Below are 24,290 nucleotides of genomic sequence, written 5' to 3' on the forward strand. Positions count from 1 at the left end.
AGCGTGGATCGCGGTACGGTTTTCCTCATGCGCCTGCGGTCCGTGACCACGCTGCTCGCCACACTCGCGCTCCTGGTCGCCGTCCCCGCGACGGCCGACGCGACGCCCGGTTCCGGGGTGACCGGGACGATCTTCAAGCAGAAGACGGTCGGGGACACCGACTACGTGCTGCGCGAAGTCGTCATCCAGCCCGGCGGGTACACCGGCTGGCACTACCACGACGGGAAGCTCTACGCGTACGTCAAGGCGGGCACGCTGACGCACAACTCGGCAGACTGCGGTCTCGACGGGTTGTACCGGAAGGGCGCCGTCTTCACCGAGCCGAGCGACACCGTCCACATCGGACGGAACCTCGGGACGACGCCGGTGGTGCTGGAGGTGCTCTACGTCCTGCCTCACGGGAGCCCGCTGTCGCAGGACGCGCCGAACCCGGGCTGCCCGTTCTAGGCCCCGAACCAGCCTGCGACGTCGAGGCGGAAGCCGTCCGCCGGCGCCATCGTGCGGAGGTCGGCTTCGAGCGCGCGGACCCTGTCTGCGCCCAGCGCGTCGGCCCAGTCCTTGCGCAGTTCCTCGAAGATCGCCGCGCTCCGGCCGAGTGAGTCGACCCCGCGGCCGGTGAGCCGCACGACCTTGCGCCGCGCGTCGGCCGGATCGTCGGCGCGCTCGACGTAACCGAGCTGCTCCAGCTTGTCGACGGTCTTGCCCGCCGCCTGCTTGCTGACCCCGAGCCGCCGTCCGATCTCGCTCGCCGTCGCGCCGTCGCGGCCGATCGCCTGCATGGCGAAGCCGTACGCCGGACGGACGTCGGGATGTCCCTGCTCGGCCAGCTCGGCGTGCAGCCGGTCGATGATCGAGCGGAAGCCCGCGAACAGCAGCAGCGGCAGCTCGAACCCGGGCGCGTCGGGAACTCGCTTGCCATGTTCGACAACCTGGTTTACCTTTTCGTCAACCACGTTGACCATCCTAAGGGGCTGCCTTGTTCACCGATCACACCCTCGAAACCGCGCCCGAAGCCTCGCGTCGCCCGATGGAGGCGACCATCCGGCACCTGGGCCACCTCCCCACCGCCGTCGCCCGGCTGGCGTCGTCGCCGGAGCTGCTCGACGGGTTCTTGAAGCTCAGCGCGAGTTTCGAGAAGACCACGCTCGAACCGCTCGCGCGGGAGACGGTCGTGATGACCGTGGCGACGCGCAACGGCTGCGAAGTGTGCATCGAGATGCACACCGGCAAGCTGAAAGGACTTCACGCGGACGACGACGTCATCGCGGCGCTTCGCGCGGAGGAGCCCGTCCCCGACGAGCGCCTGGAAGCCGTCCGGCAGTTCACGCTGGCAGTGCTCGAAACCGCCGGCGGCGTGGACGACGAGACGCTGCGGACCTTCCTCGGGCACGGCTACACCGAGCGGAACGCCCTCGAAGTCGTCATGGGCATCGGGACCTACACGATGTCGACCCTGGCGAACCGGCTCACCCGCGCCTAGTCACGGCCCGTGATCACCGATGTCACTCCTTTGGCCGCCGATCTTGATGTATCTGGGCAGTCCCGACCGTCTCTTGTCTTGTGCAGCCGAAAGTTCGCCACCCGCGGCGCGGCGCACCGGCGGTCTGGCCTGCCGAGGGGGCAGACCAGACCGCCGAAAGATCAAGACGTTCCACAGGGGTTGGGGGTGCGTAAAGACCCCTTCACTCGGCTCAGTCGAGTGAAGGGGCCTTTACGTGTCTGCGCCTTGAATTTCGAGTGCCCACCGCACGTACCGCATCGTCGGCGCGAAGCCCGCCTTCTCGAAGACCCCGAACGCGCCGGACGGGCTCGCCGAGTCCACGTTCAAGCTGGCCCGGTGGTAACCCTGCTCGGCCGCGGCCCGCAGCGCGTGCCCCATCAGCGCTCCGGCGACGCCCTGCCTCCGGTATCCCCGGAGTGTTCCGACGAGCATGAAGTGCGCGTCGCGGACGCCGGTGGCCTCCGTGTCGGCCTCCCAGAACATGGTCACCAGCATTCCCACCGGTGCGCCCGTCGCCTCCTCCCGGAGCAGGAAGCTCACCTCGGGCCGGAAGGTCTGGTTGGTGATCTTGTTCTTCCACAGGTCCACGGGCATCGGCACCGCGCCCCAGTAGTCCCGGTACGCCTCGTTCCGGACGCCCCGGAAGTCCTCGTCGTTCCGCTCCGACCACGGCTCGATCCGGAACCCGTCCGGGATCCCCACATCGCCGAGCGAGCCGCCGAGCGGCTGTTCCATGCGCTGGAAGTAGCGCACCGCCGCGAATCCCCGGCTCCGGAGGAGCTCGGCCAGACCGGCGATCCGCTCGGGCCGGTTGACGTCCACCACGAGCTTCGAGGCCGGATGATGCAGCGCGTGCACCACTTCGGCCGCCTCGACCCCCGCGTCGACGAGCGCGGTTCCGAGACCCTGACGGCGATACCCGGGATGCACTCCGCCGTCGAGGAAGACCCGATGGACCTCTTCCGCGGACGGCTTGAAGCGGATCTTCATGTAGCCCGCCATCATGTCGCCGTCGAACGCGGCGAGACTCGCCCGATCCAGATCCGCGTACGGGTCGATCAACTCCTGGAGGGTGTCTTCCTCGGTGTAGTTCTCGCCGATGCCGTCCACGGTCTCCATGGCGTTGAGGAGGTCGGCCGACACCCTAGCGTCCTCGCGGGTGAGCGGCCGCCACGTCAGGGTGTCGCGCATGCGGCGACGGTATCCCCGCGCGGGCGGGGTGTCTCCGGGTTTTCGATGGGCGTGGCCGTTTGCGTGAAACAGTATTTTATGACCTGCTCAAGGGGCCCGTACGGTCGATTTTCATGGAGTGGAACTTTCGAACGGCCGAAGAACTCGCGGCCGCTTTGCGTGCCGGCGACGTGACTTCGGCGGAGCTGACCGACGACGCGATCGCCCGTATCGAGCGCGACGACAAGGCGATCAACGCCATCTGCGTACCGGACTTCGACCGTGCGCGGGCCGCCGCGCGCGATGCCGACGAGGCGCGCGCCCGCGGCGAAGACCGCCCGTTGCTCGGAATCCCGGTGACGGTCAAAGAGTGCTACGACATGGCCGGGCTGCCCACGACCTGGGGCATGCCGCCGCACCGGGACTACGTGCCCGCCGAGGACGCGGTCCAGGTGTCGCGGCTCAAGGCCGCGGGCGCGGTGGTGCTGGGCAAGACCAACGTGCCCTTGGGGCTGCAGGACATCCAGAGCTTCAACGAGATCTACGGCACCACCAACAATCCGTGGGATCACGAGCGCACGCCGGGCGGATCCTCCGGCGGATCGGCGGCGGCCCTGGCGTCCGGATTCGGCGCGCTTTCCCTCGGCTCCGACCTCGCCGGTTCGCTGCGCACCCCCGCGCATTTCTGCGGCGTCTACGCGCACAAGCCGACCCTCGGGCTGGCGGCGACCCGCGGCATGGTCGCGCCGCCGTCACCGCCCCTGCCGGTCGAACTCGACCTCGCCGTCGTCGGGCCGATGGCGCGCTCCGCCCGCGACCTCACGCTCCTGCTCGACGTCATGACCGGACCGGACCCCCTGACGCTCGGCAAGGCACACCACGTGACGCTGCCACCCGCCCGCCACGAGCGGCTCCGCGACTTCCGGGTCTTGGTCATCGAGGAGCATCCGCTCATCCCGACCGGGTCCGCGGTGCGGGCGGGCGTGAACCGGGTGGCCGACGCGCTAGCCGGCAGCGGTGCCCGCGTCGAACGGCACACCCCGCTGCTGCCCGATCTGACCGAAGCCGCGACGCTCTACACGCAGTTGATGTTCTCGAGCTCCGTCGCACGGTTCCCCGTCGACGGGTACGAGCAGCTGCAGGCCCGCGCCGCCGAACTGAGCGCGGACGACCAGAGCCTCGACGCGACCCGGCTGCGCGCCATGGTGTTCACCCACCGCGACTGGATGGAGGCGAACACCCGCCGCGAGCTCCACCGTCATGGCTGGCGGCGGTTCTTCGCCGAGTTCGACGCCGTGGTGTGCCCGATCACGCCCACTCCCGCGTTCCCGCACGACCACGATCCGGATCCGCTGGCACGCCGGATCGACATCGACGGCGTCGAGTACCCGTACTTCGACCAGCTCGTCCTGGCCGGTGTGGCCACCATGCCCGGCCTGCCCTCCACCGCGATCCCGGCGGGCCGGTCTCCTGAGGGATTGCCGGTGGGGGTGCAGCTCATCGGGCCGATGTTCGAGGACCGCACCCCGCTGCGGCTGGCCGAACTCCTGGAGCGGGAGATCGGCGGCTTCCAAACTGCTTGACGGCCTCGACGAAAACGGAGACAGGCAGTAGCCGCGAGGCTGGGAAAACGATCACCGGCCAAGACGCCGAAACGAACAGAGACACCTCCGACCGAGGCCGGGCGGGCAATGTCTTCCGAACGACGCTTGGCGGCGCCAGAGGCGACTTGGACGGCTTTACACAAAGAACCCCGACCGGCGAGGAATTCACCGATCGGGGTTCGATAAGCGTGGATCGGTGGGCGCAGTAGGGATCGAACCTACGACCGCTCGGGTGTAAACCGAGTGCTCTCCCGCTGAGCTATGCGCCCGGAAGGTGACACCCGCGCACGGGTGCCACCGGTGAAGACTCAGGCCAGTGCGGCCACGGCCTTCTTCCACGCCTGCTGGTCGCGCGCCTCGCCGGGCTGGTTGACCTCGGCGAACCGCACGACGCCGTCCTTGTCGATCAGGAAGGTGCCGCGGGTGGCCAGGCCGGCCGCCTCGTTGAAGACGCCGTAGGCCTTCGCGACCTCACCGTGCGGCCAGAAGTCCGAGAGCAGCGGGAACTGGTAGCCCTCCTGCTCGGCCCACGCCTTGAGCGAGAACGGGGTGTCCACGGACACACCGATGACCTGGACACCTTCGCCGTCGTAGTCCGCGAACTCGTCGCGGAGCTGGCACAGCTCGCCGGTGCAGATACCGCTGAACGCGAACGGGTAGAACACCAGCAGGACCGGCTTGTCACCCTGGAAGGACGACAGCTTCACGGCCTGCTTGTTGTAGTCGTTGAGCGTGAAGTCCGGGGCTTGCGATCCGACCTCGACGGCCATACCGGCGGTTTCCTCTCAAAGAGCGAACAGGGGCCTGCGACGACAACCCTATCGTGTCGATCGCGCGGCTCCGGAGGTCACCGCTTGGTCTTGGACGACTTCGGCGATACCAGCCGGGTGCCTGCCCACTTCGGGCCCGCACTGATGTTGGCGGTCTGCGCCAACCCGACCTGCGGCACCGCTTCGGCGATCTCGCTCGGCTCGACGTGCCCTGGCTGTCCCGTCTTCGGGGTCAGCACCCAGATCACACCGTTCTCGTTCAAGGGGGTCCGGACCTCGATCAGCGTGTCTCCGAGATCACCGTCGTCCTCGCGCCACCACAGCAGCACAACGTCGATGACCTCGTCGGCGTCCTCGTCGAGGATGTCGCCGCCGATCTGCTCCTCGATCGCCGCTCGGAGGTCGTCGTCGACGTCCTCGTCCCAGCCGATCTCTTGGACCACCATGTCCGGCTTGATCCCAAGCCTTTCGGCGACGCTGCTCTGATCAGCGTCTCCCGCGGCGACCACTGCTGTCACTCCTCCAACTACGACGGAGCGTGGTGTCGCCTCGGCCGGATCGACCGGGCGGGCACCACACTCGGGTACACGATGCCCGTTAGCGAACACTGGTGAGGCGCTGCGCGCAACCGTCCACACCGGATCTTGAACAACTCGTGTCGCAGCGTACGGACATTCGGCCCACTCGTGGGTGGTCAATTCAGGCGCACTTGGGCACCGCCGGACACCCTGCTTTAGGGTGGGAGAGAAAACGCGCGCGCGTTTACAGGCGCGCGCGAGACGTGTCGCGATCGGGTACGCGAACGTTACCGATCAGTAGCGGTGACGCGAACGGAACCGGAGGACGACGATGGAAGGCGACACGTCCGCGTACGAGCAGAACCAGCTACCACCTTTCGCAAGGAGACCCCTTGGCCCCGCAGAACGACGGCGCCTCCGGCAAGGAGACCCCGGCACGCGTCCGCGTCATCCGTGACGGACTGGCGGCGCACCTGCCCGACATCGACCCGGAGGAGACTGCCGAATGGCTGGACTCCTTCGACGAGGCGCTGGCCAGGGGTGGTCAGCAGCGCGCCCGGTACCTGATGCTGCGCATCCTCGAGCGGGCCAGGGAACGCCACGTCGGCGTTCCGGCGCTGACGTCGACGGACTACGTCAACACCATCCCCACCGAGAACGAACCCTGGTTCCCCGGTGACGAGGAGATCGAGCGCCGCTACCGCGCCTACATCCGGTGGAACGCCGCGATCATGGTGCACCGCGCGCAGCGGCCCGGCGTCGGTGTCGGCGGTCACATCTCGACCTACGGCTCGTCCGCGGCGCTGTACGAGGTGGGCTTCAACCACTTCTTCCGCGGCAAGGACCACTCCAGCGGTGGCGACCAGATCTTCATCCAGGGTCACGCCTCCCCCGGCATCTACGCCCGCGCGTTCCTCGAGGGCAGGCTGAGCGAGAACCAGCTGGACGGGTTCCGCCAGGAGTTCTCGCACGCGGGCGAAGGCGGCGGCCTGCCGTCGTACCCGCACCCTCGGCTGATGCCGGAGTTCTGGGAGAACCCGACCGTGTCCATGGGCCTCGGCCCGATGAACGCGATCTACCAGGCCCGGTTCAACCGCTACCTGCGCGATCGCGGCATCAAGGACACCAGCGATCAGCACGTTTGGGCGTTCCTCGGCGACGGCGAGATGGACGAGGCGGAATCACGCGGCCTCATCCACGTCGCCGCGGGCGAGGGCCTCGACAACCTGACCTTCGTGATCAACTGCAACCTGCAGCGGCTCGACGGCCCGGTGCGCGGCAACGGCAAGATCATCCAGGAGCTGGAGTCGTACTTCCGCGGCGCCGGCTGGAACGTCATCAAGGTCATCTGGGGCCGCGAGTGGGACTCGCTGCTGCACGCGGACCGCGACGGCGCGCTGGTCAACCTCATGAACACCACGCCGGACGGCGACTTCCAGACCTACAAGGCCAACGACGGCGCCTTCGTCCGTGAGCACTTCTTCGGCCGCGACCCGCGGACCAAGGAACTGGTCAAGGACCTCACCGACGCCGACGTCTGGAACCTCAAGCGCGGCGGGCACGACTACCGCAAGGTCTACGCGGCCTACAAGTCGTCGCTGGAGCACCACGGTCAGCCGACGGTGATCCTGGCCCACACCATCAAGGGCTACGGCCTCGGCCCGTCCTTCGAGGGCCGCAACGCCACGCACCAGATGAAGAAGCTCACCCTCGACGACCTCAAGCTGTTCCGGGACGCCCAGCGCATCCCGATCAGCGACGAGGAACTCGAGCGCGACCCGAAGCTGCCGCCGTACTACCACCCCGGCAAGGACTCGGCGGAGATCGAGTACATGATCGGCCGTCGCAAGGCACTCGGCGGATTCCTGCCGGAGCGCCGCCCGAAGGCCTCGAAGGCGCTCGTGCTGCCCGGTGACAAGGTCTACGAGGGCATCCGCAAGGGCTCGGGCAAGCAGGAGGTCGCCACCACGATGGCGTTCGTCCGGCTCGTCCGCGAGCTGGCGAAGGACTCCGAGATCGGCAAGCGGATCGTCCCGATCATCCCGGACGAGGCGCGCACCTTCGGCCTCGACTCGATGTTCCCGACGGCCAAGATCTACAACCCGCACGGCCAGACGTACACGTCGGTCGACGCGAGCCTGATGCTGGCCTACAAGGAGTCCGAAAAGGGCGTCATCCTGCACGAGGGCATCAACGAGGCGGGCTCCACCGCGTCGTTCACCGCCGTCGGCACCTCGTACGCCACGCACGGCGAGCCGATGATCCCGATCTACATCTTCTACTCGATGTTCGGGTTCCAGCGGACCGGTGACGGCTTCTACGCGGCGGCGGACCAGATGGCCCGCGGGTTCGTGCTCGGCGCCACCGCCGGCCGCACCACGTTGACCGGTGAGGGCCTGCAGCACGCCGACGGGCACTCGCTGCTGCTGGCGGCCACCAACCCGGCCGTCGTGGCCTACGACGCGGCGTGGTCGTTCGAGATCGCCCACATCGTGCGGGACGGGCTGCGCCGGATGTACGGCGAGACCGGGCCGGACGGCAACGGCGAGAACATCTTCTACTACATGACGATCTACAACGAGCCCTACCAGCATCCCGCCGAGCCCGAGAACCTCGACGTCGACGGCCTGCTCAAGGGTCTGTACCGCTACGCCGAGGCCCCGTCGGGCGACGGCCCGGAGGCGCAGATCCTGGTGTCCGGCGTCACCATGCCGGACGCGCTCCGCGCGCAGACGATGCTCGCCGAGGAGTGGGGCGTACGCGCGGCCGTGTGGTCGGCGACGTCGTGGACCGAGCTGCGGCGCGAGGCCGTCGAGATCGACCACGACAACCTCCTCCACCCGGGTGACTCCCCGCGTGTGCCGTACATCACGCAGAAGCTGTCCGGCGCGAACGGACCGGTCGTCGCGGTTTCGGACTGGATGCGCGCCGTCCCGGACCTGATCCGCCCGTGGGTGCCGAACGACATGCTGACGCTGGGCACCGACGGGTTCGGGTTCTCCGACACCCGCCCCGCCGCCCGGCGGAAGTTCCTGGTCGACGCGCAGTCGATCGTGGTCGGCACGCTGAGCGCGCTCGCCAAGCGCGGCGAGGTCGACCAGGCGAAGGTGGCCGAGGCGGCGCGCAAGTACCGCCTCGACGACGTCACCGCCGCGGGACCGCAGTTGTCGGACTCCGGTAGCGCGTAGCGATGCTATGAAAGGCCCGTTACTTGCAAATTTTGCAAGTAACGGGCCTTTCATTGCATCCGGCACCGGACGAGCTAGGGTGAGACATCGGATGTTTCGGGGGCCAAACGAGAAGGTGAGCGAGTGTGACGAAGCGTCGACTGCCGAAGCCGAGTGAGCTGAAGCAGATCCTGCGGCCGAAGCCGATCGTGCTCAATCCGACCGAGCGACGGCTGGCGGGCGCGCACACGATCGCCGACCTGCGGATGCTCGCCCGCAAGCGGACGCCCCGGGCGGCGTTCGACTACACCGACGGTGCCGCGGAGCTGGAAGACAGCCTCCGCCGCGCCCGGCAAGCCTTCCGCAGCGTGGAATTCCACCCGAACGTCCTGCGCGGAGTGTCCGATGTGGACACGAGCAAGGAGATCCTCGGCAAGCGTTCGGCGCTGCCGTTCGCGTTCGCGCCGACCGGGTTCACGCGGATGATGAACCACGAGGGCGAGTCCGCGGTGGGCCGGGTCGCGCAGCGCAACGGGATCCCGATGGGGCTGTCGACGATGGCGACGACGTCGATCGAAGACCTCGCGGCGGCCGCGCCGGAGGCCCGCAAGTGGTTCCAGCTCTACGTCTGGCGCGACCACAAGGCGGGCGAAGATCTGATGAATCGCGCCTGGGCCGCCGGATTCGACACGCTCATGCTGACGGTGGACACCCCGGTCGCCGGCGCGCGGCTGCGCGACGTCCGCAACGGGCTGACCATCCCGCCCGCGCTCACCCTCAAGACGTTCCTCGACGGTGCTACGCATCCGGCGTGGTGGTTCAACCTCCTCACCACCGAGCCGCTGACCTTCGCGTCCTTGAGCCACTTCGACGGCACGGTCGCCGAACTGCTCGACCAGCTCTTCGACCCGACCCTGAACTTCGACGACCTCGACTGGGTCCGCCAGACCTGGCCGGGCAAGCTCGTGGTCAAGGGGATCCAGAACGTCGACGACGCGCGTGACGTGGTCAAGCACGGCGCCGACGCGGTGCTGCTGTCCAACCACGGCGGGCGTCAGCTCGACCGCGCGCCGACGCCGATCGAACTGCTGCCCGCGGTGCTCGACGAGATCCAGGGCGACGCCGAGGTGTGGGTCGACACCGGCATCCTCTCCGGCGGCGACATCGTGGCCGCGATCGCGCGCGGAGCCGACGCGGTGCTCATCGGGCGCGCGTTCCTGTACGGCCTGATGGCCGGGGGCGAGCGCGGCGTTCAGCGGTGCGTGGACATCCTGCGCGCCGAGATGGTCAGGACCATGCAGCTGCTGGGCGTCCGCACCCTCGCCGACCTCAAGCCTTCACACGCGACGATGCGCTGACAACCCCGGTGCGGACCTGCTTCGCCGTCCGGTTCCAGCTCCACCAGCCGTGGACGACCAGTCCGGCGAACACGATGTAGACCGCGGCGGAGAAGTAGAGGCCCGAGGAGAGCTGCAGCGGTACGCCGATCGCGTCGACGACCAGCCACACCAGCCAGAACTCGACGAGACCGGCGCCCTGCGCGGCGAAGGCGACCAGCGTGCCGACGAAGATCGCGGCGTCCGGCCAGGGCGCCCACGAGGCGTTCAGCGCGTCCAGGACCAGCGCCATCGCGGTGGTGCCGATCGCGAACGCGCCGAGCATCGCCAGGCGCTCGCCGAGGCGGCCCTTGCGGACGACGACGCCGTAGACCGGGTCGCTGCGGCGGGACCAGGCCCACCAGCCGTAGATCGAGATGGCGAGGATCGCGACCTGCCTGGTGGCGAGCCCGCCGAGGTGCGCGGAGAGGTAGACCGAGAACAACAGCACGGTGGCGCCGACCTGGACCGGCCAGGTCCACAACGTGCGGCGTTGTGCCAGGAAGACCACGGCCAGCGCGAAGATCTGCCCCGCCAGTTCGGCGAACGAGATCCACTGTCCGAGCACCGTGACACCGTTGTGCAGCAGGAAGTCCACGTCCTCGCCCCTCTCCGTCTCCCGCTCCAACATGCTCCGCCGCGACACCATTCCCTAGGGAGTGTGAGGTGCGGAACAGGGGACGGGCTCGAGAGCCGCTGAGTGGAGTAGACGAAAGGGCCCTTCGCCGCGTGTTCCGCGGCGAAGGGCCCCTTCAGCTCCACGCGGGCCCGGTGCCTTCCTCGATCACCGGGCCCCCGGGATGATCAGGAATCTACGCGACCGATCCCGACGGGCGAAGTCGGCGGCTCCGAACGGACCTCTTGCCTGCCGTTTCCGGCCTCCAGCTGGCCCTGCAGGTTGGCCAGCCAGCCCTGCCAGCGGTCCTGCGCCGGCTTGATCAGGCCACCGCCGAAGCCGACGACGATCACCCCGCCGATGGTGGCCAGCACGGCGACCAGGATCGGCCCGGTGACCGCGGTCGCGATGTTCACCTGGCCGAGCGCGGCGATGATGCCGAACGCCATGATCAGCCAGTAGGCGATCGTGCCGAGCAGCCGTCCCGCGGGCCGCGTGGACAGCGCGCCGGTCACCAGGTCGCGGACGACCTTCGCGATGGCGGCCGCGACGATCACCAGCACCAGGGCCACCAGGATCCGCGGCAGGAACGCGATGATCTCGTTGAGCAGCGCGCTGACCGGATTGCTCTCACCGAATACGCCGAACGCGAGCTGCAGCGCGATCAGGAGAATGAAGTAGTACACGAGTTTGACGAGGATCCCGCCCGCGTCGACATTCGCTTGTTTGAGCGTTCCGGTGAGTCCTGTCTTCTCGATGAGCTTGCCGAAACCGATCTTCGACAGAACCAGTCCCAATGCCTTTGACACGGCCTTCGCGATCAACCAGCCGATGAGCAGGATGATCAGGAATCCGACCAGTTTCGGCACGAAGGTGGCGACAAGGTTCCATGCTTGCCCCAGACCGTCTTTCAGCTGCTCGCCCACGGCGAACTCCCTCCTCGGCGCATCCGTGCCGAACCCGGCGCGGCTTGCGAGGGATCGTTGATCACGGGCACCTGACCGGCAACTCGGCACCCCACGATCGAGTGAGTGAACTAGCGGGAAAAGATCCACAAGTCGCATACTTGTTCTACCGGTGGGGACCGGGGAGACGAGGCCGCTCGGCGCGGCGTAAAACGCTAGCGCCGGGCGGCCTCGAGTTTTATGCAAACACCTTTCACAATTCATCGCCGCGTATCGCGCGACGTCCGTCCACTTCGGACGCGAAGCCCGTCCGGCCGCAGGACGACGGCCATCTCACCCCGGCGGACTAGGATCGGCTGACCATGGCTGATGCGACTTCGGGACGGCGTGTGCCCAAGCACCACGGGCTGTCCGCCAAGACCCTCCGGCGGCTCGAGCACGCCTCCGGCCGGCTCGCGAGCGCGAGCGTGGCGGTGATGGAGGAGCGGCTGAGCTGGTTCGCCCGCCTTCCCGCCGACCAGCGCGCGAGCGTCCTGCTGATCACCCAGGCGGGTGCCGCCGGTTTCGTCGACTGGCTCCGCGACGCGAAGGAAGCGCTCTCGCTCACCACCGAGGCCTTCCGCGACGCGCCCGCCGAACTGTCCCGCTGGGTGAGCCTGCGGCAGGCCGTCGGCATGGTGCGGCTGGCGATCGAGGTGTTCGAGGAGCAGCTGCCGGAGTTCGCCGCGAACGAGGCGGAACGCGCCGCGCTGATCGAGGGGATCCTGCGTTACGGCAGGGAGATCGCGTTCGCCGCCGCCAACTCCTACGCGGCCGCCGCCGAGGCGCGCGGCGCCTGGGACGCGCGCCTGGAAGCGCTGGTCGTCGACGGCATCGTCCGCGGCGACGCCGAAGAGGCGGTGCTCTCCCGCGCCGCCGCCCTCGGCTGGGATCCGGCCGCGCCCGCCACCGCGCTGGTCGGCACCCCGACGTCGGACGATCCGCCCGCCGTGGTGTTCGAGGTGCGCAGCCGTGCCGCCAGGGTCGGGCGTCCCGTCCTGCTCTCGGTGCAGGGTTCCCGGCTGGTCGTGGTCGTCGCCGGCCCCACCGACGGCAGCGTCAAGGACCGCGAGATCCTCGCCAAGCTGTCCGTCGCCTTCGCCGAGGGCCCGGTCGTCGCCGGGCCGACGGTGCCCACCCTCGCCGAGGCGCACCACAGCGCGACCGAAGCGCTGTCCGGCCTGCGCGCCGTCGTCGGCTGGCCCGGCGCGCCGCGGCCCGCGAGATCGATCGACCTGCTGCCGGAACGCGCGTTGTCCGGCGACCCCGAGGCGGAACGCCTGCTCGTCGAGCAGATCGCCCGGCCGCTGGAGGAGGCGGGCCCGGCGCTGCTGCGGACGGTGGAGACCTACCTCGACAGCGGCGGCGTCCTGGAGACCTGCGCGCGGACGCTGTTCGTGCATCCGAACACCGTCCGGTACCGGCTGCGGAAGGCGGCCGAACTCACCGGCCGCCACGCCGCCGAATCACGCGACGCGTGGGTGCTGAAGGTGGCCCTGACGGTCGGACGGCTGGCCCGCGCCCGCGGGCTCTGGTAAACCCGTTGGTAACTCTGCGCAGTGATGGACCTCATAGGGAAAGCTGGTTGAACCCGACAAGGCTTTTGGGTTAAGCGCAGAGATCAGGAAGGCACTTTTGGAGGGTTCCGACAATTACGTCGGCCGGACTTGGTGAGCGTCGGCATCACGACCATGGTGGCCGAGAGTGTTTTCTAGTGGGGTGACAGCAGCAGTCCTCGCCCCCGGTCAGGGTTCCCAAGCCCCAGGCATGCTCTCCCCTTGGCTCGAGCTCGACGGCGCCCGCGCGCGCGTCGAAGCCTGGTCCGAGCGGGCCGGTCTCGATCTCGTCCGCCTCGGCACCGAAGCGGACGCCGAAGAGATCCAGGACACCGCGATCACGCAGCCGCTGATCGTGGCGCTGTCCCTGCTGGCGTTCGAATACGTGCAGCGCGAGGCCCCGATCGCGGCGGACGCGCCGGTCGCCGGACACTCCGTCGGCGAGCTGGCCGCGGCCGCCATCGCCGGGGTGCTGAGCCCCGAGGACGCTGTCGCGCTGGCCGCCGTCCGCGGCGCGGAGATGGCGAAGGCGTGCGCGCTGGAGCCCACGAGCATGGCCGCGGTCATGCTCGGCGACCCGGAGCAGGTCGTCGCCTGGCTCGAAGGCCAGGGGCTAGCCGCGGCGAACCGCAACGGTGCCGGTCAGATCGTCGCTTCCGGCGCCGTCGGCGCGATCGAGAAGATCGTGGCCGAGCCGCTGGAAGGCACCAAGGTCCGCGCGCTCAAGGTCGCGGGCGCGTTCCACACTTCCTACATGGCACCCGCGCGTGAAGTGCTGGCCGCCCACGCTGCGAAGATCACCCCGGCGGACCCGACGCGTCCGCTGCTGTCGAACGCCGACGGCCAGGTCGTCACCAGCGGGGCCGAATACCTCGACCGGCTGGTCAAGCAGGTCACGAGCCCGGTGCGCTGGGACCTGACCATGGACGGTCTGGTCTCCGCGGGCGTCACCTCGACGCTCGAACTGCCGCCGGCGGGCACGCTGACCGGACTGGTCAAGCGGCAGCTCAAGGGAACCGTGACCACCACCATCGCGCTGAAGACGCCGGCCGAGCTGGCGAAGCTTCAGGGGCAGGAGGACGCTTCGTGACCGACCGATCCACCTTGCGGCAGGCGCAGGGCGCCGCCGGGACCCGCATCCTCGGTGTCGGGAGCTTCCAGCCCGAGAAGATCGTGACCAACGACGATCTCTCGAAGATCATGGACACCAACGACCAGTGGATCCGTGAGCGGGTCGGCATCGTCGAGCGCCGGTTCGCCGAGAAGGACGAGTCGCTGGTCGACATGGCGGTCAAGGCGGGTACCGCCGCGCTCGCCGATGCCGGGGTGGATCCGTCCGAAGTGGACACGGTCATCCTGCCGAACTGCACGATGCCCACCCAGATCCCGAACGCCGCCGCCCAGGTGGCCGACCGGATCGGCATCACGCACCCCGCCGCGTTCGACCTCAACGCCGCTTGCGCCGGCTTCTGCTACGGCCTCGGTGTCGCGTCGGACCTCATCCGGGCAGGCAGCGCGAAGAAGGCGCTCGTCATCGGAGCCGAGAAGCTCACCGACCACGTCGACCCGGTCGACCGCGCGAACGCGATCATCTTCGCCGACGGCGCGGGCGCCGCGGTGGTCGGCGCGGCCGACACGGCGCAGATCGGCCCGGTCGCCTGGGGCAGTGCCGGTGAGCACGTCGACCTCATCTACATGCGCGACGACAAGTGGATCTACCAGGAAGGCCAGTCGGTCTTCCGGTGGGCGACCACGCAGATCGCGCCGATCGCCCTGCACGCGCTGGAACTGTCCGGGCTCGAACCGTCCGATGTGGACGTCCTGATCCCGCACCAGGCCAACCTGCGCATCGTCGAAGCCATCGCCAAGAAGCTGCGGGCCAAGGGTGCCCGCGAGGACATGGTCGTGGCCGACGACATCAAGTACTCGGGCAACACCTCGTCCGCGTCCATCCCCCTCGCGCTGGACCACATGCGCAAGGCGGGTACCGCGAAGCAGGGCGACGTCGTGCTCGCCGTCGGCTTCGGGGCCGGACTCTCCTACGCGGGCCAGGCCTTCATCTGCCCGTGATGAATACTTCCCCTGCGGACGCCGTGTCCGCGGGGCAGCCGAAAGCATCACCGAGAAGGGAACAACCAGTGGCAGACAACGCAGAGATCCTCGCCGGCCTCGCCGAGATCGTCGAAGAGGTCGCCGGTGTGGCGCAGGACGACGTGACCGCCGAGAAGTCCTTCGTGGACGACCTCGACATCGACTCGCTGTCCATGGTGGAGATCGCTGTTCAGGCCGAGGACAAGTTCGGCGTCAAGATCCCGGACGACGAGCTCGCGAACCTGAAGACCGTTGGCGACGCGGTGAACTACGTGTCGGCCAACTCCAAGTAAGTCCGAGTTCTTGATTGGCGCCGACCTTGGGGAGACTCCAATGAGCAACATCGACGTCGTGATCACCGGGATGGGCGCGACCACGCCGCTCGGCGGGGACGTCGCGTCCACGTGGGACGGCCTGCTCGCCGGGGCGAGCGGGATCCGCCGCATCGAAGCCGACTGGGTCGACGAACTCGAGCTGCCGGTGAAGATCGGCGCCATGCTCGCCGTCGACCCGTCCGAAGTCCTGCCGCGGGTCCAGGCCCGGCGGCTGGACCGCTGCGAACAGGTGGCGATCATCGCCGCCCGTCAGGCCTGGGCCGACGCGGGCTTCGAACAGCCGACCGATGAGCATCAGGATGTGGAACCCGAGCGCCTCGGGGTGACCATCGGTACCGGTGTCGGCGGTCCGGTCACCCTGATCTCCCAGAACGACCTTCTGCACAAGCAGGGACTCCGCAAGGTCTCCCCGCTGACCGTGCCGATGCTGATGCCGAACGGCCCCGCCGCACACGTCGGGATCGACCTGAAGGCCCGCGCCGGCGTGCACTCGCCCGCGTCGGCCTGCGCGTCGGGCGCGGAAGGCATCGCCGCCGGCTACGAGATGATCCGCTCGGGCCGCGCCGATGTCGTGGTCGCCGGTGGTGCCGAATCGTGCATCCACCCGATCACCCTCGCCGGTTTCGCCCAGGCGCGGACGGTGTCCACCCGCAACGACGACCCGACGAAGGCGTCCCGGCCGTTCGACGTGAACCGTGACGGTTTCGTCCTCGGCGAGGGCTCCGGTGTCGTGATCCTGGAGCGGGCGGACCGCGCCAAGGCCCGCAACGCGCGGATCTACGCGCAGCTGAGCGGGTACGGGATCACTTCGGACGCCTACCACATCACGGGCAACCACCCGGAGGGCCTCGGCCAGATCGCCGCCATGCGGCAGGCGATGACGATGGCCGGGGTCTCCCCTGCCGACGTCGGCCACGTCAACGCGCACGCGACCTCCACGGTCGTCGGCGACGTCGGCGAGGCCGCGGCGATCCGCAACGCCGTCGGCGAGCACGTCGTGGTGACCGCGCCCAAGGGCGCGCTCGGCCACCTGGTCGGCGGGGCAGGCGCGGTCGAGGGCATCGCCACGATCCTGGCGATCTACCACGGCCTCATCCCGGCGACGCTGAACCTCGAGGACCTGGATCCGAAGGTGCAGCTCGACGTCGTCTCCGGTGAGGCGCGCAAGATCGAGCTGGGCGCGGCGATCAGCAACTCGTTCGGTTTCGGCGGGCACAACACGGCACTGCTGTTCACCCCGGCTGCCTGACGCTGGTCAAGTGCAATGAAAGGCCCGTTACTTGCAAATTTTGCAAGTAACGGGCCTTTCATTGCACGCGCGGGAACGGAAACCGCAGGCGGTCAGGCTTCCGAGCGCTTCACCAGGTGACGGCCGATCCACCAGGCGGCCTCCACCAGCACGATCCCCACCCCGGCGCAGGCGAACGCCGAGAGCGTGTACGCGCTCACACTCGGGTCCAGTGCGAAGAACTTCTGCGTGAACGGGATCAGGAACAACGCGAGCGTCAGCACGACCATCCCGCCGATCAGCAGGATCTTCCACCACCGGTACGGCCGCGCGACGATCCCGAGCACCCACAGCGCGATCGTGATGAGCGTGATCAGCGCGGTCGTCCCCGCCTGGATCTTGTCCAGTTCGGACTGTCCGGATCCCTTGTACACCAGCAGGTAACTCACGAACGTCGCCGTGGCGATGACCAGCCCGGCCGGGACGGCCATCCGCATCACCCTGCCGACGAAGCCGCTGCGGGCGCGTTCGTTGTTCGGCGCCAGCGAGAGTACGAAGGCGGGGAGGCCGATCGTGAACCACGCGGTGATCGTGATGTGCCGCGGCAGGAACGGGAACGGCACCTGCGCGATGCCGACCATCAGTGCCAGCAGCACCGAGTAGACCGTCTTGGTGAGGAACAGGTTCGAGACGCGCTCGATGTTGCCGATCACCCGCCGCCCTTCGGCGACGACGTGCGGCAGGGTGGCGAACTTGTCGTCCAGCAGCACGATCTGCGCGACCGCGCGGGTGGCCGGGCTGCCGGCGCCCATGGCGACGCCGATGTCCGCGTCCTTCAGCGCGAGGACGTCGTTCACACCGTCGCCGGTCATCGCGACGGTGTGGCCCTTCGACTGCAGCGCCCCGACCATCGCGCGTTTCTGCAGCGGCGTCACGCGGCCGAAGACGGCGCGTTCCTCCACGGTGTCGGCCAGCTTTTCGGCGTCGTCGGGCAGTTTCCGCGCGTCGACGGGCTTGTCCGCGCCGGGCAGGTCGAGGGTGCCCGCGACCGCGCCCACCGAGATGGCGTTGTCGCCGGAGATGACCTTGACCGCGACGTCCTGGTGCGCGAAGAAGTCCAGGGTGTCCTTGGCGTCCGGGCGGACCTTCTGCTCCAGCACCACGAGAGCCACCGGTTCGATGTCACCGGGGCCTTCGGCGGCGTCGACGGCCCGTTCGGCACGGCCCAGCAGCAGGACGCGCAGACCGCGCGAGCCGATCTTCTCGGCCTCCGCACGGTGCTCTCCCTCGGGCAGCAGGACGTCGGCGGCGCCGAGCACCCAGTCGCCGTCGCCGTCGAACGACGCACCGCTCCACTTGCGCGCCGAGGAGAACGGCATGGTCGTGGAGATCCGCCAGCCCGGATCGGTCCGGTGCGCCTCCGCGATCGCCTGCAGGCTCGCGTTCGGGCGCGGGTCGGCGGCGGCGAGCGCGGCCAGCGCGTCGTCCACCGGGTGGCCCGGCGTGATCTCGCGGACCTCGGCGAGCCGCATGGCGTTCTCGGTGAGCGTGCCGGTCTTGTCCGCGCACACCACGTCGACGCGGGCGAGTCCTTCGATCGCCGGGAGTTCCTGCACCAGGCACTGGCGCTTGCCGAGCCGGATGACGCCGACCGCCAGCGCGACACTGGTCATCAGCACCAGGCCTTCGGGCACCATCGGCACGAGCGCCGCGACCATGCCGCGCAGCGCGTCCGGCCACGCCTGGTCGCCCGCGAGCTGGTTGTAGATGGTCAGCGCGCCCGCCGGGACGAGCAGGTAGGTGATGAACTTGAGGATCTTGTCGATGCCCTGCCGCAGTTCCGACTTCACCAGGGTGAACTTGCTGGCCTCCGCGGCCAGTTTCGCGGCGTAGGACTCGTTGCCGATGATGTCCGCGCGGTAGGTGCCGCTGCCCGCGACGACGAAGCTGCCCGAAAGCACCTTGTCGCCGGGCTGCTTGACCACCGGATCGGATTCCCCGGTCAGCAGCGACTCGTCGACTTCCAGCGCTTCGGCCGTCAGTGCCGGGCCGTCGACGACGATCTTGTCGCCCGGCCCCAGTTCGACGAGGTCACCGAGGACGACGTCTTCCGGGGCGATCTCGGCGCTCTGCCCGTCACGGCGGACGGTCGGCTTCGCCTGTCCCACGATGGCGAGCCGTTCCAGGGTCCGTTTCGCCCGGAGTTCCTGGATGATGCCGACCGCGCTGTTGACGATGATCAGTCCGCCGAACAGCCCGTCGATGAAGTACCCGGTCGACAGGATGAGCACGAACAGCACACCGTAGATCGCGTTGATCCGGGTGAAGACGTTCGCGCGGATGATCTCGCCGGTGGTCCGGCTGGTCTTCGTCGAGACCGCGTTGGTCTGGCCCGCGGCCACCCGCCGGGCGACCTCTTCGCTGGAGAGCCCCCTCGAGGCGTCGGTCAGCAGGGCCGGCTGATCAATTGCCATGCCCGCGACTCTATTCCGCCCCGGCTCGCGCACGCGTCAGCCTGGGGGACCATGTCGTCCCCTACTTCAGCATCTTTCGTGTTCGGGGTTGGTGCCGCCGTCGGTGGTGTCGACGCGCCAGGATCCGGTCTCCAGCCGCAGCGGCAGCACCAGCCGCCAGCGGATGCACCCCTCCGGCAGGTACACCGGCGCGTCCTCGACGTCCTGCGTGCTGGTGAAGGCGACGAGCACCCGGAGCGTGCCCGGGGCGCCCGGCTCGATGCGGTAGACGAGGATGCTGCCGTCCCGAGTGGACTGATAGTCCTTCTTCCACTCCGACGCGGTCTTGGTCTTGGCCCGGTCCCTGCTGACCACCGAAGTCCACTTCGGATAGTCGCGAAGGTTGATGGAGTCGAAATACCCCTGCAGTACCTGCCGCACGCTCTGGTAGTGCGGATGCGCGAAGACGTCGGGAGTCACCTCGACGGCGCCCGAGCCGGGCTGCTCGCCGGGGGCGACCGACGTCGGCGATTCGCTGACGACCGGCGCGGTGGGTTCGGCCTCCGGGCGGAGGTAGAGATCGCGTGCCAGCAGCCCGACACCGACGGTCAGGGAGATCACCACCACGAGGACGGGGATCAGCCACCGCTGGCGAGAGAGAGGGCGAGGCTGGGCGGTCACCCTGAAAGGTTAGCCGCCCGCCTCTTTCCGCTTCACTCCGTCTACCCGACCTGGTGCAGCCAGGTGACCGGAGCACCGTCACCGGCGTGCCGGTACGGTTCGAGCGCTTCGTCCCAATTGGCGGCGAGGAGCTCGTCGAGCTTGTGTGCCAAGGATTCGCCGGCACGCACCTTGCTCACGAGCGCGCGCAGCTGGTCTTCGCCCACGACGATGTCGCCGTTGGCACTGGTCCTGCCGTGCCACAGGCCGAGGCCCGGAGCGAAGCAGAACCTTTCGCCGTCGACCCCCGCACTGGGCTCTTCGGTGACTTCGAACCGGATCATCGGCCACGCCTTGAGCGCGGACGCCAGCTTTCCGCCGGTGCCCGAAGGCGCACGCCAACCACATTCGGCGCGGAGCTGTCCTGGACTGGCGGGCTGCGCCGTCCACTTCAACTCGACTCGGGCACCCAGGGTGCCCGAAATAGCCCACTCGACGTGCGGACAGACCGCAGACGGCGACGAGTGGACGTACACCACGCCACGGGTGTTGCCACGGGTGCTCACTGCTGACCTCCGCTACTCGACGAGGGGCGTCTTCCCCTACGACCTCGCGAGCTGCGCTGGTCAGGTGGCTCGTGCCGCCTCCCGGTACGCGTGAGCACATTGTGCACCCCAACTGTGCCGTTTGGCCACATGAACACCACAAGTCGCACCTGATTGGGACGTGGGACTCACGGTCTCGTGAGTGGTACGGGCGGTTCTAACCGTCCTTACCACTCACGAGGCCGTCGCCTGGGTTAACCCTGGGCGCCGAGGGACCGGGCGGCGGCGAAGGTGTCGACCAGGCCGGTGCCCTTGTCGAAGCTCGACGTGTACGGCGCCGCCATCGAAGTCCCGCTTGAGGCCGCGCGAGGAGAAGCCGGAGACCGTGCCGTCGGTCAGCGTCAGCTGGTTCCCGGCGGCGATGCCGGTGACATGTGTCCCGTGGCCGCCGAGGGAAAGGGTGTCGGTGTCGACGAAGGTCGGCACGTCGACGATGCAGTTCGTCGCGGTCCCGTCGAGGCAGAGGCTCTTGAGGTTGCGCACCACCCGCGTCTTGCCGTCGGCGCGGGGACCATGCCCGCGGCCGGGACTGCGAGCAGGGCGGCGACGAGCGCGGCGCGTCGACGCCAGGGGCGAGATACGGCCATGACGTTTCTCCTGGTGACAGGGGACAAAGGAGCAGTTACCTACCAACGAGTAACACCCGGACGAGTGTCGGCGCTCACGTCGATGACAACTTCTCGGCGCAACATCACCTCGCCTACCTGCGACGTGTCTGCCCGTTAGTCCGGATGGAGGCGCTACTTTGTGCACCGAGACCGACGAGATGGGGAGGGTTCGGTGCGACTCGTTCGCCTCGCTCAACAGCCGTCCCGGGTGGCCGAGGACGTCCGCGCCGCGCTGGCTTCACTCGGCAGGGGCAGCAACATCGTCGGCGGGGTCGCCCTGGTCGGCGCCAGCCCGGTCGAAGGGCGGCCGGTCGAAGCGGTCGTCGTCATGCCCAAGGGCGTCCTCATCGTCATCGGCGTCGACCTGCCGGACCCGGCGCTGAAACTCGAAGCCCCGCTCGGCGGCCCGTGGAAGGCCGATGGCTGGCCGCTGGTCCACGGCGACACCTCGATCAACCCGGCCACCGACGCGCTCTCGCTGTCCGCCGCGTGCACGCACAAGATCGCGGACGTCGCCCCCGGCGCCGGGCCGATCGGCACGATCATCGCCGTCGGTCCCTATGTGGAGACGGTCGACCAGCCCGCCGCGGATCTCGCGGGCTCGGTCCGGGTCCTGTACCCGACGGCGACGACGATGCTCGCCGCGACGGTCTCGCTGGCCACCGCGTCCCGGCCCCGCTCGGTCCAGCAGGCGCGGGACCTGATCGCCGCGCTCGCCCCGGACGCGCCGCCGATGCCCGAGGAGATGTTGCTCGGGGAAGGGTTCAGTGCCTTCTCCGACGACGAGCCGACGGTGATCCGCGAGAACCCGCTCGTCGCGATCGCCCCGACGGTTCCGGTGCAGCATCCGGGCAAGGTGAAAAGACCGGCGAAACCGGCCGTTCCGCCCGCCAAGCCCGCACAGGCCCCGCTTCCTCAGCCCCCTCCCCAGGCCGTCGCCGCCAAACCCGTTCCCCCGGTCCGTCAGGCGCCGCCGCCCGCCGCTCCCGCCGAGTCCCCGCCGAAGGCACCGCACCAGTCCAAGACGGTGAAGTGGCTCCCGGTCGCCGCGATCGGCCTGCTCATCGTGTTGCTGGTCGCGGCCATCAGCGTCGCTTCCGGCGGTGACGACACCGCGTCCACGCAGACTCCCCCGCCGCCGACCCCGGCGACCAGTTCACCGCCGCCGAGCAGCAGTGCGGTGGAGAACATCCAATTCACCTCGCGGGCGTCGGCCGCGGATCAGAAATGCGCGTCGCACGCGTACGGCGACGTCCAGTCGAGCCTTCAGCGGACGAGTTGCTCCGCGGTCAAACGGGCCAGCTTCGCCAGTTCCATCGACGGCCGGGCCGCCGCGGTGACGATCGCCGTCGTGGACTTCCCGGACGCCGCGCAGGCGAGCGCCTTCAAGGCGACCGCGGACACTCCCGGCGGCGGCGGAATCCTCGACCTCGCCACCGAGACCAACCAGTGGCAGGGCGACGTCCCGGTGTTCGAGGGCGCGGCCTACCAGAGCGGCCTGGACGGGAAGTCCGTCCGGCTGGTCCAGGTGGTGTGGGTGCCGGGACCGTCCACTCCGGACGATCCCGGCCTGGTCCGGGGCGCGAAGGCCGCCCTCGAACTCCCCGTCAACGGCTAAAGCCCGTACGCCTCCAGGAGGCGCAGCCACACCTCGCTGATCGTGGGGAACGACGGGACCGCGTGCCACAGCCGCGACAGCGGGACCTCGCCCACGATCGCGATCGTCGCCGAGTGCAGCAGTTCGGACACGTCCTGCCCGACGAAGGTCGCGCCGACCAGGACCCCGCGTTCGGTGTCGACGACGATCCGCGCCTTGCCCGCGTAACCGTCCGCGTGCAGCGACGAACCGGCGACCGCGATGTCGATGTCGACGACGCGGTGCGGCTTGCCCTCCTCGGGCCCGGCGAGCCCGACCGAAGCGACCTCGGGGTCGGTGAAGACGACCTGCGGGATGGCGTGGTGATCGGCCGTGGCGCTGTGCGCGCTCCACGCGGCCGAGTCGACGGGCTTGCCCGCGGCCTGCGCGGCCACCGCGTCCCCGGTGGCCCGGGCGGCGTACTTGCCCTGGTGGGTCAGCGGCGCCCGGCCGGTGACGTCCCCGACGGCGAACAGCCAGTCACCGTCCACAGCGGACACACGGCCGTTGTCGTCCGTCGTGAGCGGCGCGCCCGCTTCGAGCCCGAGCGTCTCGACGCCGAGCCCGCCGGTCGCCGGTCCTCGGCCGGTGGCGACGAGCAGTTCGTCGACGAGCAACCGCTCGCCGCCTTTCAGCGCCAATTCCTTACCACCGTCCACAGCGGACACGGAGTCGAGACCCGAGCCGGTGTGCACGGTGACACCGGCTTCGCGGAGTCCCGCGATGACGGCGTCACCCGCGAAGTCCGGAAGCCGCGGCAGGGGACGCGCCCCCGAAATGATCAGGTGGACTTCGGCGCCGAGGGTGGCGAAGGCCTGCGCCATTTCGACGCCGACGACTCCGCCGCCGAGGACGCCGAGGCGGCGCGGGACCTCTTCCGCCGAAGTCGCCTCTCGCGAACCCCACGGGGAAATGGTGTCCAGTCCGGGGATCGACGGCGTGCGCGGGACGCTGCCGGTGGCGACGATCACGGCGTGCCGCGCGGTCAGCACGTCACCGCCGTCGATCGTGACCTCCCGCTCACCGGTGATCCGGCCGTGCCCGCGGATCGGGGCGATCCCGGCGCCTTCGGCCCACTTGACCTGTCCGGTGTCGTCTCCCTTGCCGGTGAACCAGTCCCGGCGCGCGAACACCTCGGCCGGGTCGACCGCGTCGCCCACCGGGACGCCGGGGACACGTTTGGCGGCGGCGAGGAGGTTCCCCGGCCGCAGCAACGCCTTGCTCGGAATGCAGGCCCAGTAAGAACATTCGCCGCCGAAGCGCTCGTGTTCGACGAGGGCGACTTGAAGACCGCCACGCGCGGCTCGTTCGGCGGCGACCTCGCCGACCGGGCCGCCTCCGATCACGATCACGTCAAAAGTCTGTGCTGACATGCATTCAGCGCACACCACCGCGCAGCTTCGCGCAACCTGCCGCTATCCTCGTGTCGCTGCGTGAGTCATCAGCCGCGGG

At 69.1% G+C, this 24,290-nt stretch carries 21 protein-coding genes, 1 tRNA gene and 1 pseudogene; 11 read left to right on the top strand and 12 right to left on the bottom strand.

Annotated features, from left to right (window positions below):
- Positions 1–27: 27 nt before the first annotated feature.
- A complete protein-coding gene (locus tag ACLJPX_RS40695; protein WP_410605548.1) occupies positions 28–447 on the top strand; it encodes a cupin domain-containing protein in 420 nt (139 codons plus the stop codon).
- Here the strand turns inward: ACLJPX_RS40695 and ACLJPX_RS40700 are convergent.
- On the bottom strand, positions 444–962 hold the full coding sequence (locus ACLJPX_RS40700; RefSeq protein ID WP_410605549.1) for a MarR family winged helix-turn-helix transcriptional regulator: 519 nt from the start codon (positions 960–962) through the stop codon (positions 444–446). The genes ACLJPX_RS40695 and ACLJPX_RS40700 overlap by 4 nt on opposite strands.
- A 14-nt stretch (positions 963–976) precedes the next feature.
- On the opposite strand from ACLJPX_RS40700, the gene ACLJPX_RS40705 reads away from it, so the two are divergent.
- Positions 977–1,480 (top strand): carboxymuconolactone decarboxylase family protein, encoded by a 504-nt coding sequence (locus tag ACLJPX_RS40705; RefSeq protein ID WP_410605550.1) that lies wholly within the window; start codon positions 977–979, stop codon positions 1,478–1,480.
- A 231-nt stretch (positions 1,481–1,711) separates the two neighbouring features.
- On the opposite strand, the gene ACLJPX_RS40710 is transcribed toward ACLJPX_RS40705, so the two are convergent.
- On the bottom strand, positions 1,712–2,692 hold the full coding sequence (locus ACLJPX_RS40710; RefSeq protein WP_410605551.1) for a GNAT family N-acetyltransferase: 981 nt from the start codon (positions 2,690–2,692) through the stop codon (positions 1,712–1,714).
- A 113-nt stretch (positions 2,693–2,805) separates the two neighbouring features.
- Between ACLJPX_RS40710 and ACLJPX_RS40715 the strand changes: the two genes are divergently transcribed.
- Positions 2,806–4,254: an amidase gene (locus ACLJPX_RS40715; RefSeq protein ID WP_410605552.1), complete on the top strand. Its 1,449-nt coding sequence runs from the start codon at positions 2,806–2,808 to the stop codon at positions 4,252–4,254.
- Positions 4,255–4,472: 218 nt separating this feature from the next.
- Here the strand turns inward: ACLJPX_RS40715 and ACLJPX_RS40720 are convergent.
- From ACLJPX_RS40720 to ACLJPX_RS40730, 3 genes are all read right to left on the bottom strand, one after another.
- Positions 4,473–4,544: transfer RNA gene (locus ACLJPX_RS40720), tRNA-Val, on the bottom strand.
- Between the two features lie 39 nt (positions 4,545–4,583).
- A complete protein-coding gene (locus ACLJPX_RS40725) occupies positions 4,584–5,045 on the bottom strand; it encodes a peroxiredoxin (RefSeq protein WP_101609554.1) in 462 nt (153 codons plus the stop codon).
- Positions 5,046–5,122: 77 nt separating this feature from the next.
- A complete protein-coding gene (locus tag ACLJPX_RS40730) occupies positions 5,123–5,554 on the bottom strand; it encodes a DUF3052 domain-containing protein (protein ID WP_034311133.1) in 432 nt (143 codons plus the stop codon).
- A gap of 401 nt (positions 5,555–5,955) precedes the next feature.
- On the opposite strand from ACLJPX_RS40730, the gene aceE reads away from it, so the two are divergent.
- Entirely contained in the window at positions 5,956–8,751 is a 2,796-nt protein-coding gene (gene aceE / locus ACLJPX_RS40735) for a pyruvate dehydrogenase (acetyl-transferring), homodimeric type (protein ID WP_410605553.1), read from the top strand.
- 125 nt (positions 8,752–8,876) lie between these two features.
- The gene (locus ACLJPX_RS40740; protein WP_410605554.1) at positions 8,877–10,088 is read left to right on the top strand and encodes an alpha-hydroxy-acid oxidizing protein; all 1,212 of its coding nucleotides are present in this window, start codon (positions 8,877–8,879) and stop codon (positions 10,086–10,088) included.
- Here the strand turns inward: ACLJPX_RS40740 and ACLJPX_RS40745 are convergent.
- Positions 10,060–10,704 carry a nicotinamide riboside transporter PnuC gene (locus ACLJPX_RS40745; protein ID WP_101609557.1) on the bottom strand — a complete coding sequence of 215 codons (645 nt, stop codon included), beginning with the start codon at positions 10,702–10,704 and terminating at the stop codon, positions 10,060–10,062. The genes ACLJPX_RS40740 and ACLJPX_RS40745 overlap by 29 nt on opposite strands.
- A 206-nt stretch (positions 10,705–10,910) precedes the next feature.
- On the bottom strand, positions 10,911–11,648 hold the full coding sequence (locus tag ACLJPX_RS40750) for a mechanosensitive ion channel family protein (RefSeq protein WP_410605555.1): 738 nt from the start codon (positions 11,646–11,648) through the stop codon (positions 10,911–10,913).
- Between the two features lie 341 nt (positions 11,649–11,989).
- Between ACLJPX_RS40750 and ACLJPX_RS40755 the strand changes: the two genes are divergently transcribed.
- The 5 genes from ACLJPX_RS40755 (at position 11,990) to ACLJPX_RS40775 (ending at position 16,897) form a co-directional block, all read left to right on the top strand.
- On the top strand, positions 11,990–13,204 hold the full coding sequence (locus ACLJPX_RS40755) for a PucR family transcriptional regulator (RefSeq protein ID WP_410605556.1): 1,215 nt from the start codon (positions 11,990–11,992) through the stop codon (positions 13,202–13,204).
- Positions 13,205–13,385: 181 nt separating this feature from the next.
- Positions 13,386–14,312 carry an ACP S-malonyltransferase gene (locus ACLJPX_RS40760; protein WP_410605557.1) on the top strand — a complete coding sequence of 309 codons (927 nt, stop codon included), beginning with the start codon at positions 13,386–13,388 and terminating at the stop codon, positions 14,310–14,312.
- Positions 14,309–15,292, top strand: coding sequence for a beta-ketoacyl-ACP synthase III (locus tag ACLJPX_RS40765; RefSeq protein ID WP_101609561.1), 984 nt, complete (start codon positions 14,309–14,311; stop codon positions 15,290–15,292). The genes ACLJPX_RS40760 and ACLJPX_RS40765 overlap by 4 nt, the downstream gene beginning before the upstream one ends.
- 68 nt (positions 15,293–15,360) lie before the next feature.
- Positions 15,361–15,606 (top strand): acyl carrier protein, encoded by a 246-nt coding sequence (locus ACLJPX_RS40770; RefSeq protein WP_004559006.1) that lies wholly within the window; start codon positions 15,361–15,363, stop codon positions 15,604–15,606.
- A gap of 40 nt (positions 15,607–15,646) precedes the next feature.
- Positions 15,647–16,897, top strand: coding sequence for a beta-ketoacyl-[acyl-carrier-protein] synthase family protein (locus ACLJPX_RS40775; RefSeq protein ID WP_101609562.1), 1,251 nt, complete (start codon positions 15,647–15,649; stop codon positions 16,895–16,897).
- Positions 16,898–16,989: 92 nt separating this feature from the next.
- Here ACLJPX_RS40775 and ACLJPX_RS40780 read toward each other — a convergent pair whose 3' ends face one another.
- The 4 genes and pseudogenes from ACLJPX_RS40780 to ACLJPX_RS40795 form a co-directional block, all read right to left on the bottom strand.
- Positions 16,990–19,350: a cation-translocating P-type ATPase gene (locus ACLJPX_RS40780; protein ID WP_410605558.1), complete on the bottom strand. Its 2,361-nt coding sequence runs from the start codon at positions 19,348–19,350 to the stop codon at positions 16,990–16,992.
- 66 nt (positions 19,351–19,416) lie between these two features.
- The gene (locus ACLJPX_RS40785; protein WP_410605559.1) at positions 19,417–20,010 is read right to left on the bottom strand and encodes a hypothetical protein; all 594 of its coding nucleotides are present in this window, start codon (positions 20,008–20,010) and stop codon (positions 19,417–19,419) included.
- 41 nt (positions 20,011–20,051) lie between these two features.
- On the bottom strand, positions 20,052–20,555 hold the full coding sequence (locus ACLJPX_RS40790) for a DUF3145 domain-containing protein (protein ID WP_005154552.1): 504 nt from the start codon (positions 20,553–20,555) through the stop codon (positions 20,052–20,054).
- A 333-nt stretch (positions 20,556–20,888) separates the two neighbouring features.
- Positions 20,889–21,098: pseudogene (locus ACLJPX_RS40795) on the bottom strand (peptidase S8); the annotation flags it as partial.
- Between the two features lie 276 nt (positions 21,099–21,374).
- Here ACLJPX_RS40795 and ACLJPX_RS40800 point away from each other — a divergent pair.
- Positions 21,375–22,820 (top strand): hypothetical protein, encoded by a 1,446-nt coding sequence (locus ACLJPX_RS40800; RefSeq protein WP_410605560.1) that lies wholly within the window; start codon positions 21,375–21,377, stop codon positions 22,818–22,820.
- Here the strand turns inward: ACLJPX_RS40800 and ACLJPX_RS40805 are convergent.
- Positions 22,817–24,190 (bottom strand): dihydrolipoyl dehydrogenase family protein, encoded by a 1,374-nt coding sequence (locus tag ACLJPX_RS40805; RefSeq protein ID WP_410605561.1) that lies wholly within the window; start codon positions 24,188–24,190, stop codon positions 22,817–22,819. The genes ACLJPX_RS40800 and ACLJPX_RS40805 overlap by 4 nt on opposite strands.
- Between the last annotated feature and the right edge of the window lie 100 nt (positions 24,191–24,290).

Source organism: Amycolatopsis sp. lyj-90, from assembly GCF_046549035.1.
GTDB lineage: Bacteria > Actinomycetota > Actinomycetes > Mycobacteriales > Pseudonocardiaceae > Amycolatopsis.

Excerpts from the sequence above, each read along its gene's own strand:
- ACLJPX_RS40695 (WP_410605548.1), top strand. The coding sequence starts at position 28 with ATGCGCCTGCGGTCCGTGACCACGCTGCTCGCCACACTCGCGCTCCTG.
- ACLJPX_RS40700 (WP_410605549.1), bottom strand. The coding sequence starts at position 962 with ATGGTCAACGTGGTTGACGAAAAGGTAAACCAGGTTGTCGAACATGGC.
- ACLJPX_RS40710 (WP_410605551.1), bottom strand. The coding sequence starts at position 2,692 with ATGCGCGACACCCTGACGTGGCGGCCGCTCACCCGCGAGGACGCTAGG.
- ACLJPX_RS40715 (WP_410605552.1), top strand. The coding sequence starts at position 2,806 with ATGGAGTGGAACTTTCGAACGGCCGAAGAACTCGCGGCCGCTTTGCGT.
- ACLJPX_RS40725 (WP_101609554.1), bottom strand. The coding sequence starts at position 5,045 with ATGGCCGTCGAGGTCGGATCGCAAGCCCCGGACTTCACGCTCAACGAC.
- ACLJPX_RS40755 (WP_410605556.1), top strand. The coding sequence starts at position 11,990 with ATGGCTGATGCGACTTCGGGACGGCGTGTGCCCAAGCACCACGGGCTG.
- ACLJPX_RS40775 (WP_101609562.1), top strand. The coding sequence starts at position 15,647 with ATGAGCAACATCGACGTCGTGATCACCGGGATGGGCGCGACCACGCCG.
- ACLJPX_RS40780 (WP_410605558.1), bottom strand. The coding sequence starts at position 19,350 with ATGGCAATTGATCAGCCGGCCCTGCTGACCGACGCCTCGAGGGGGCTC.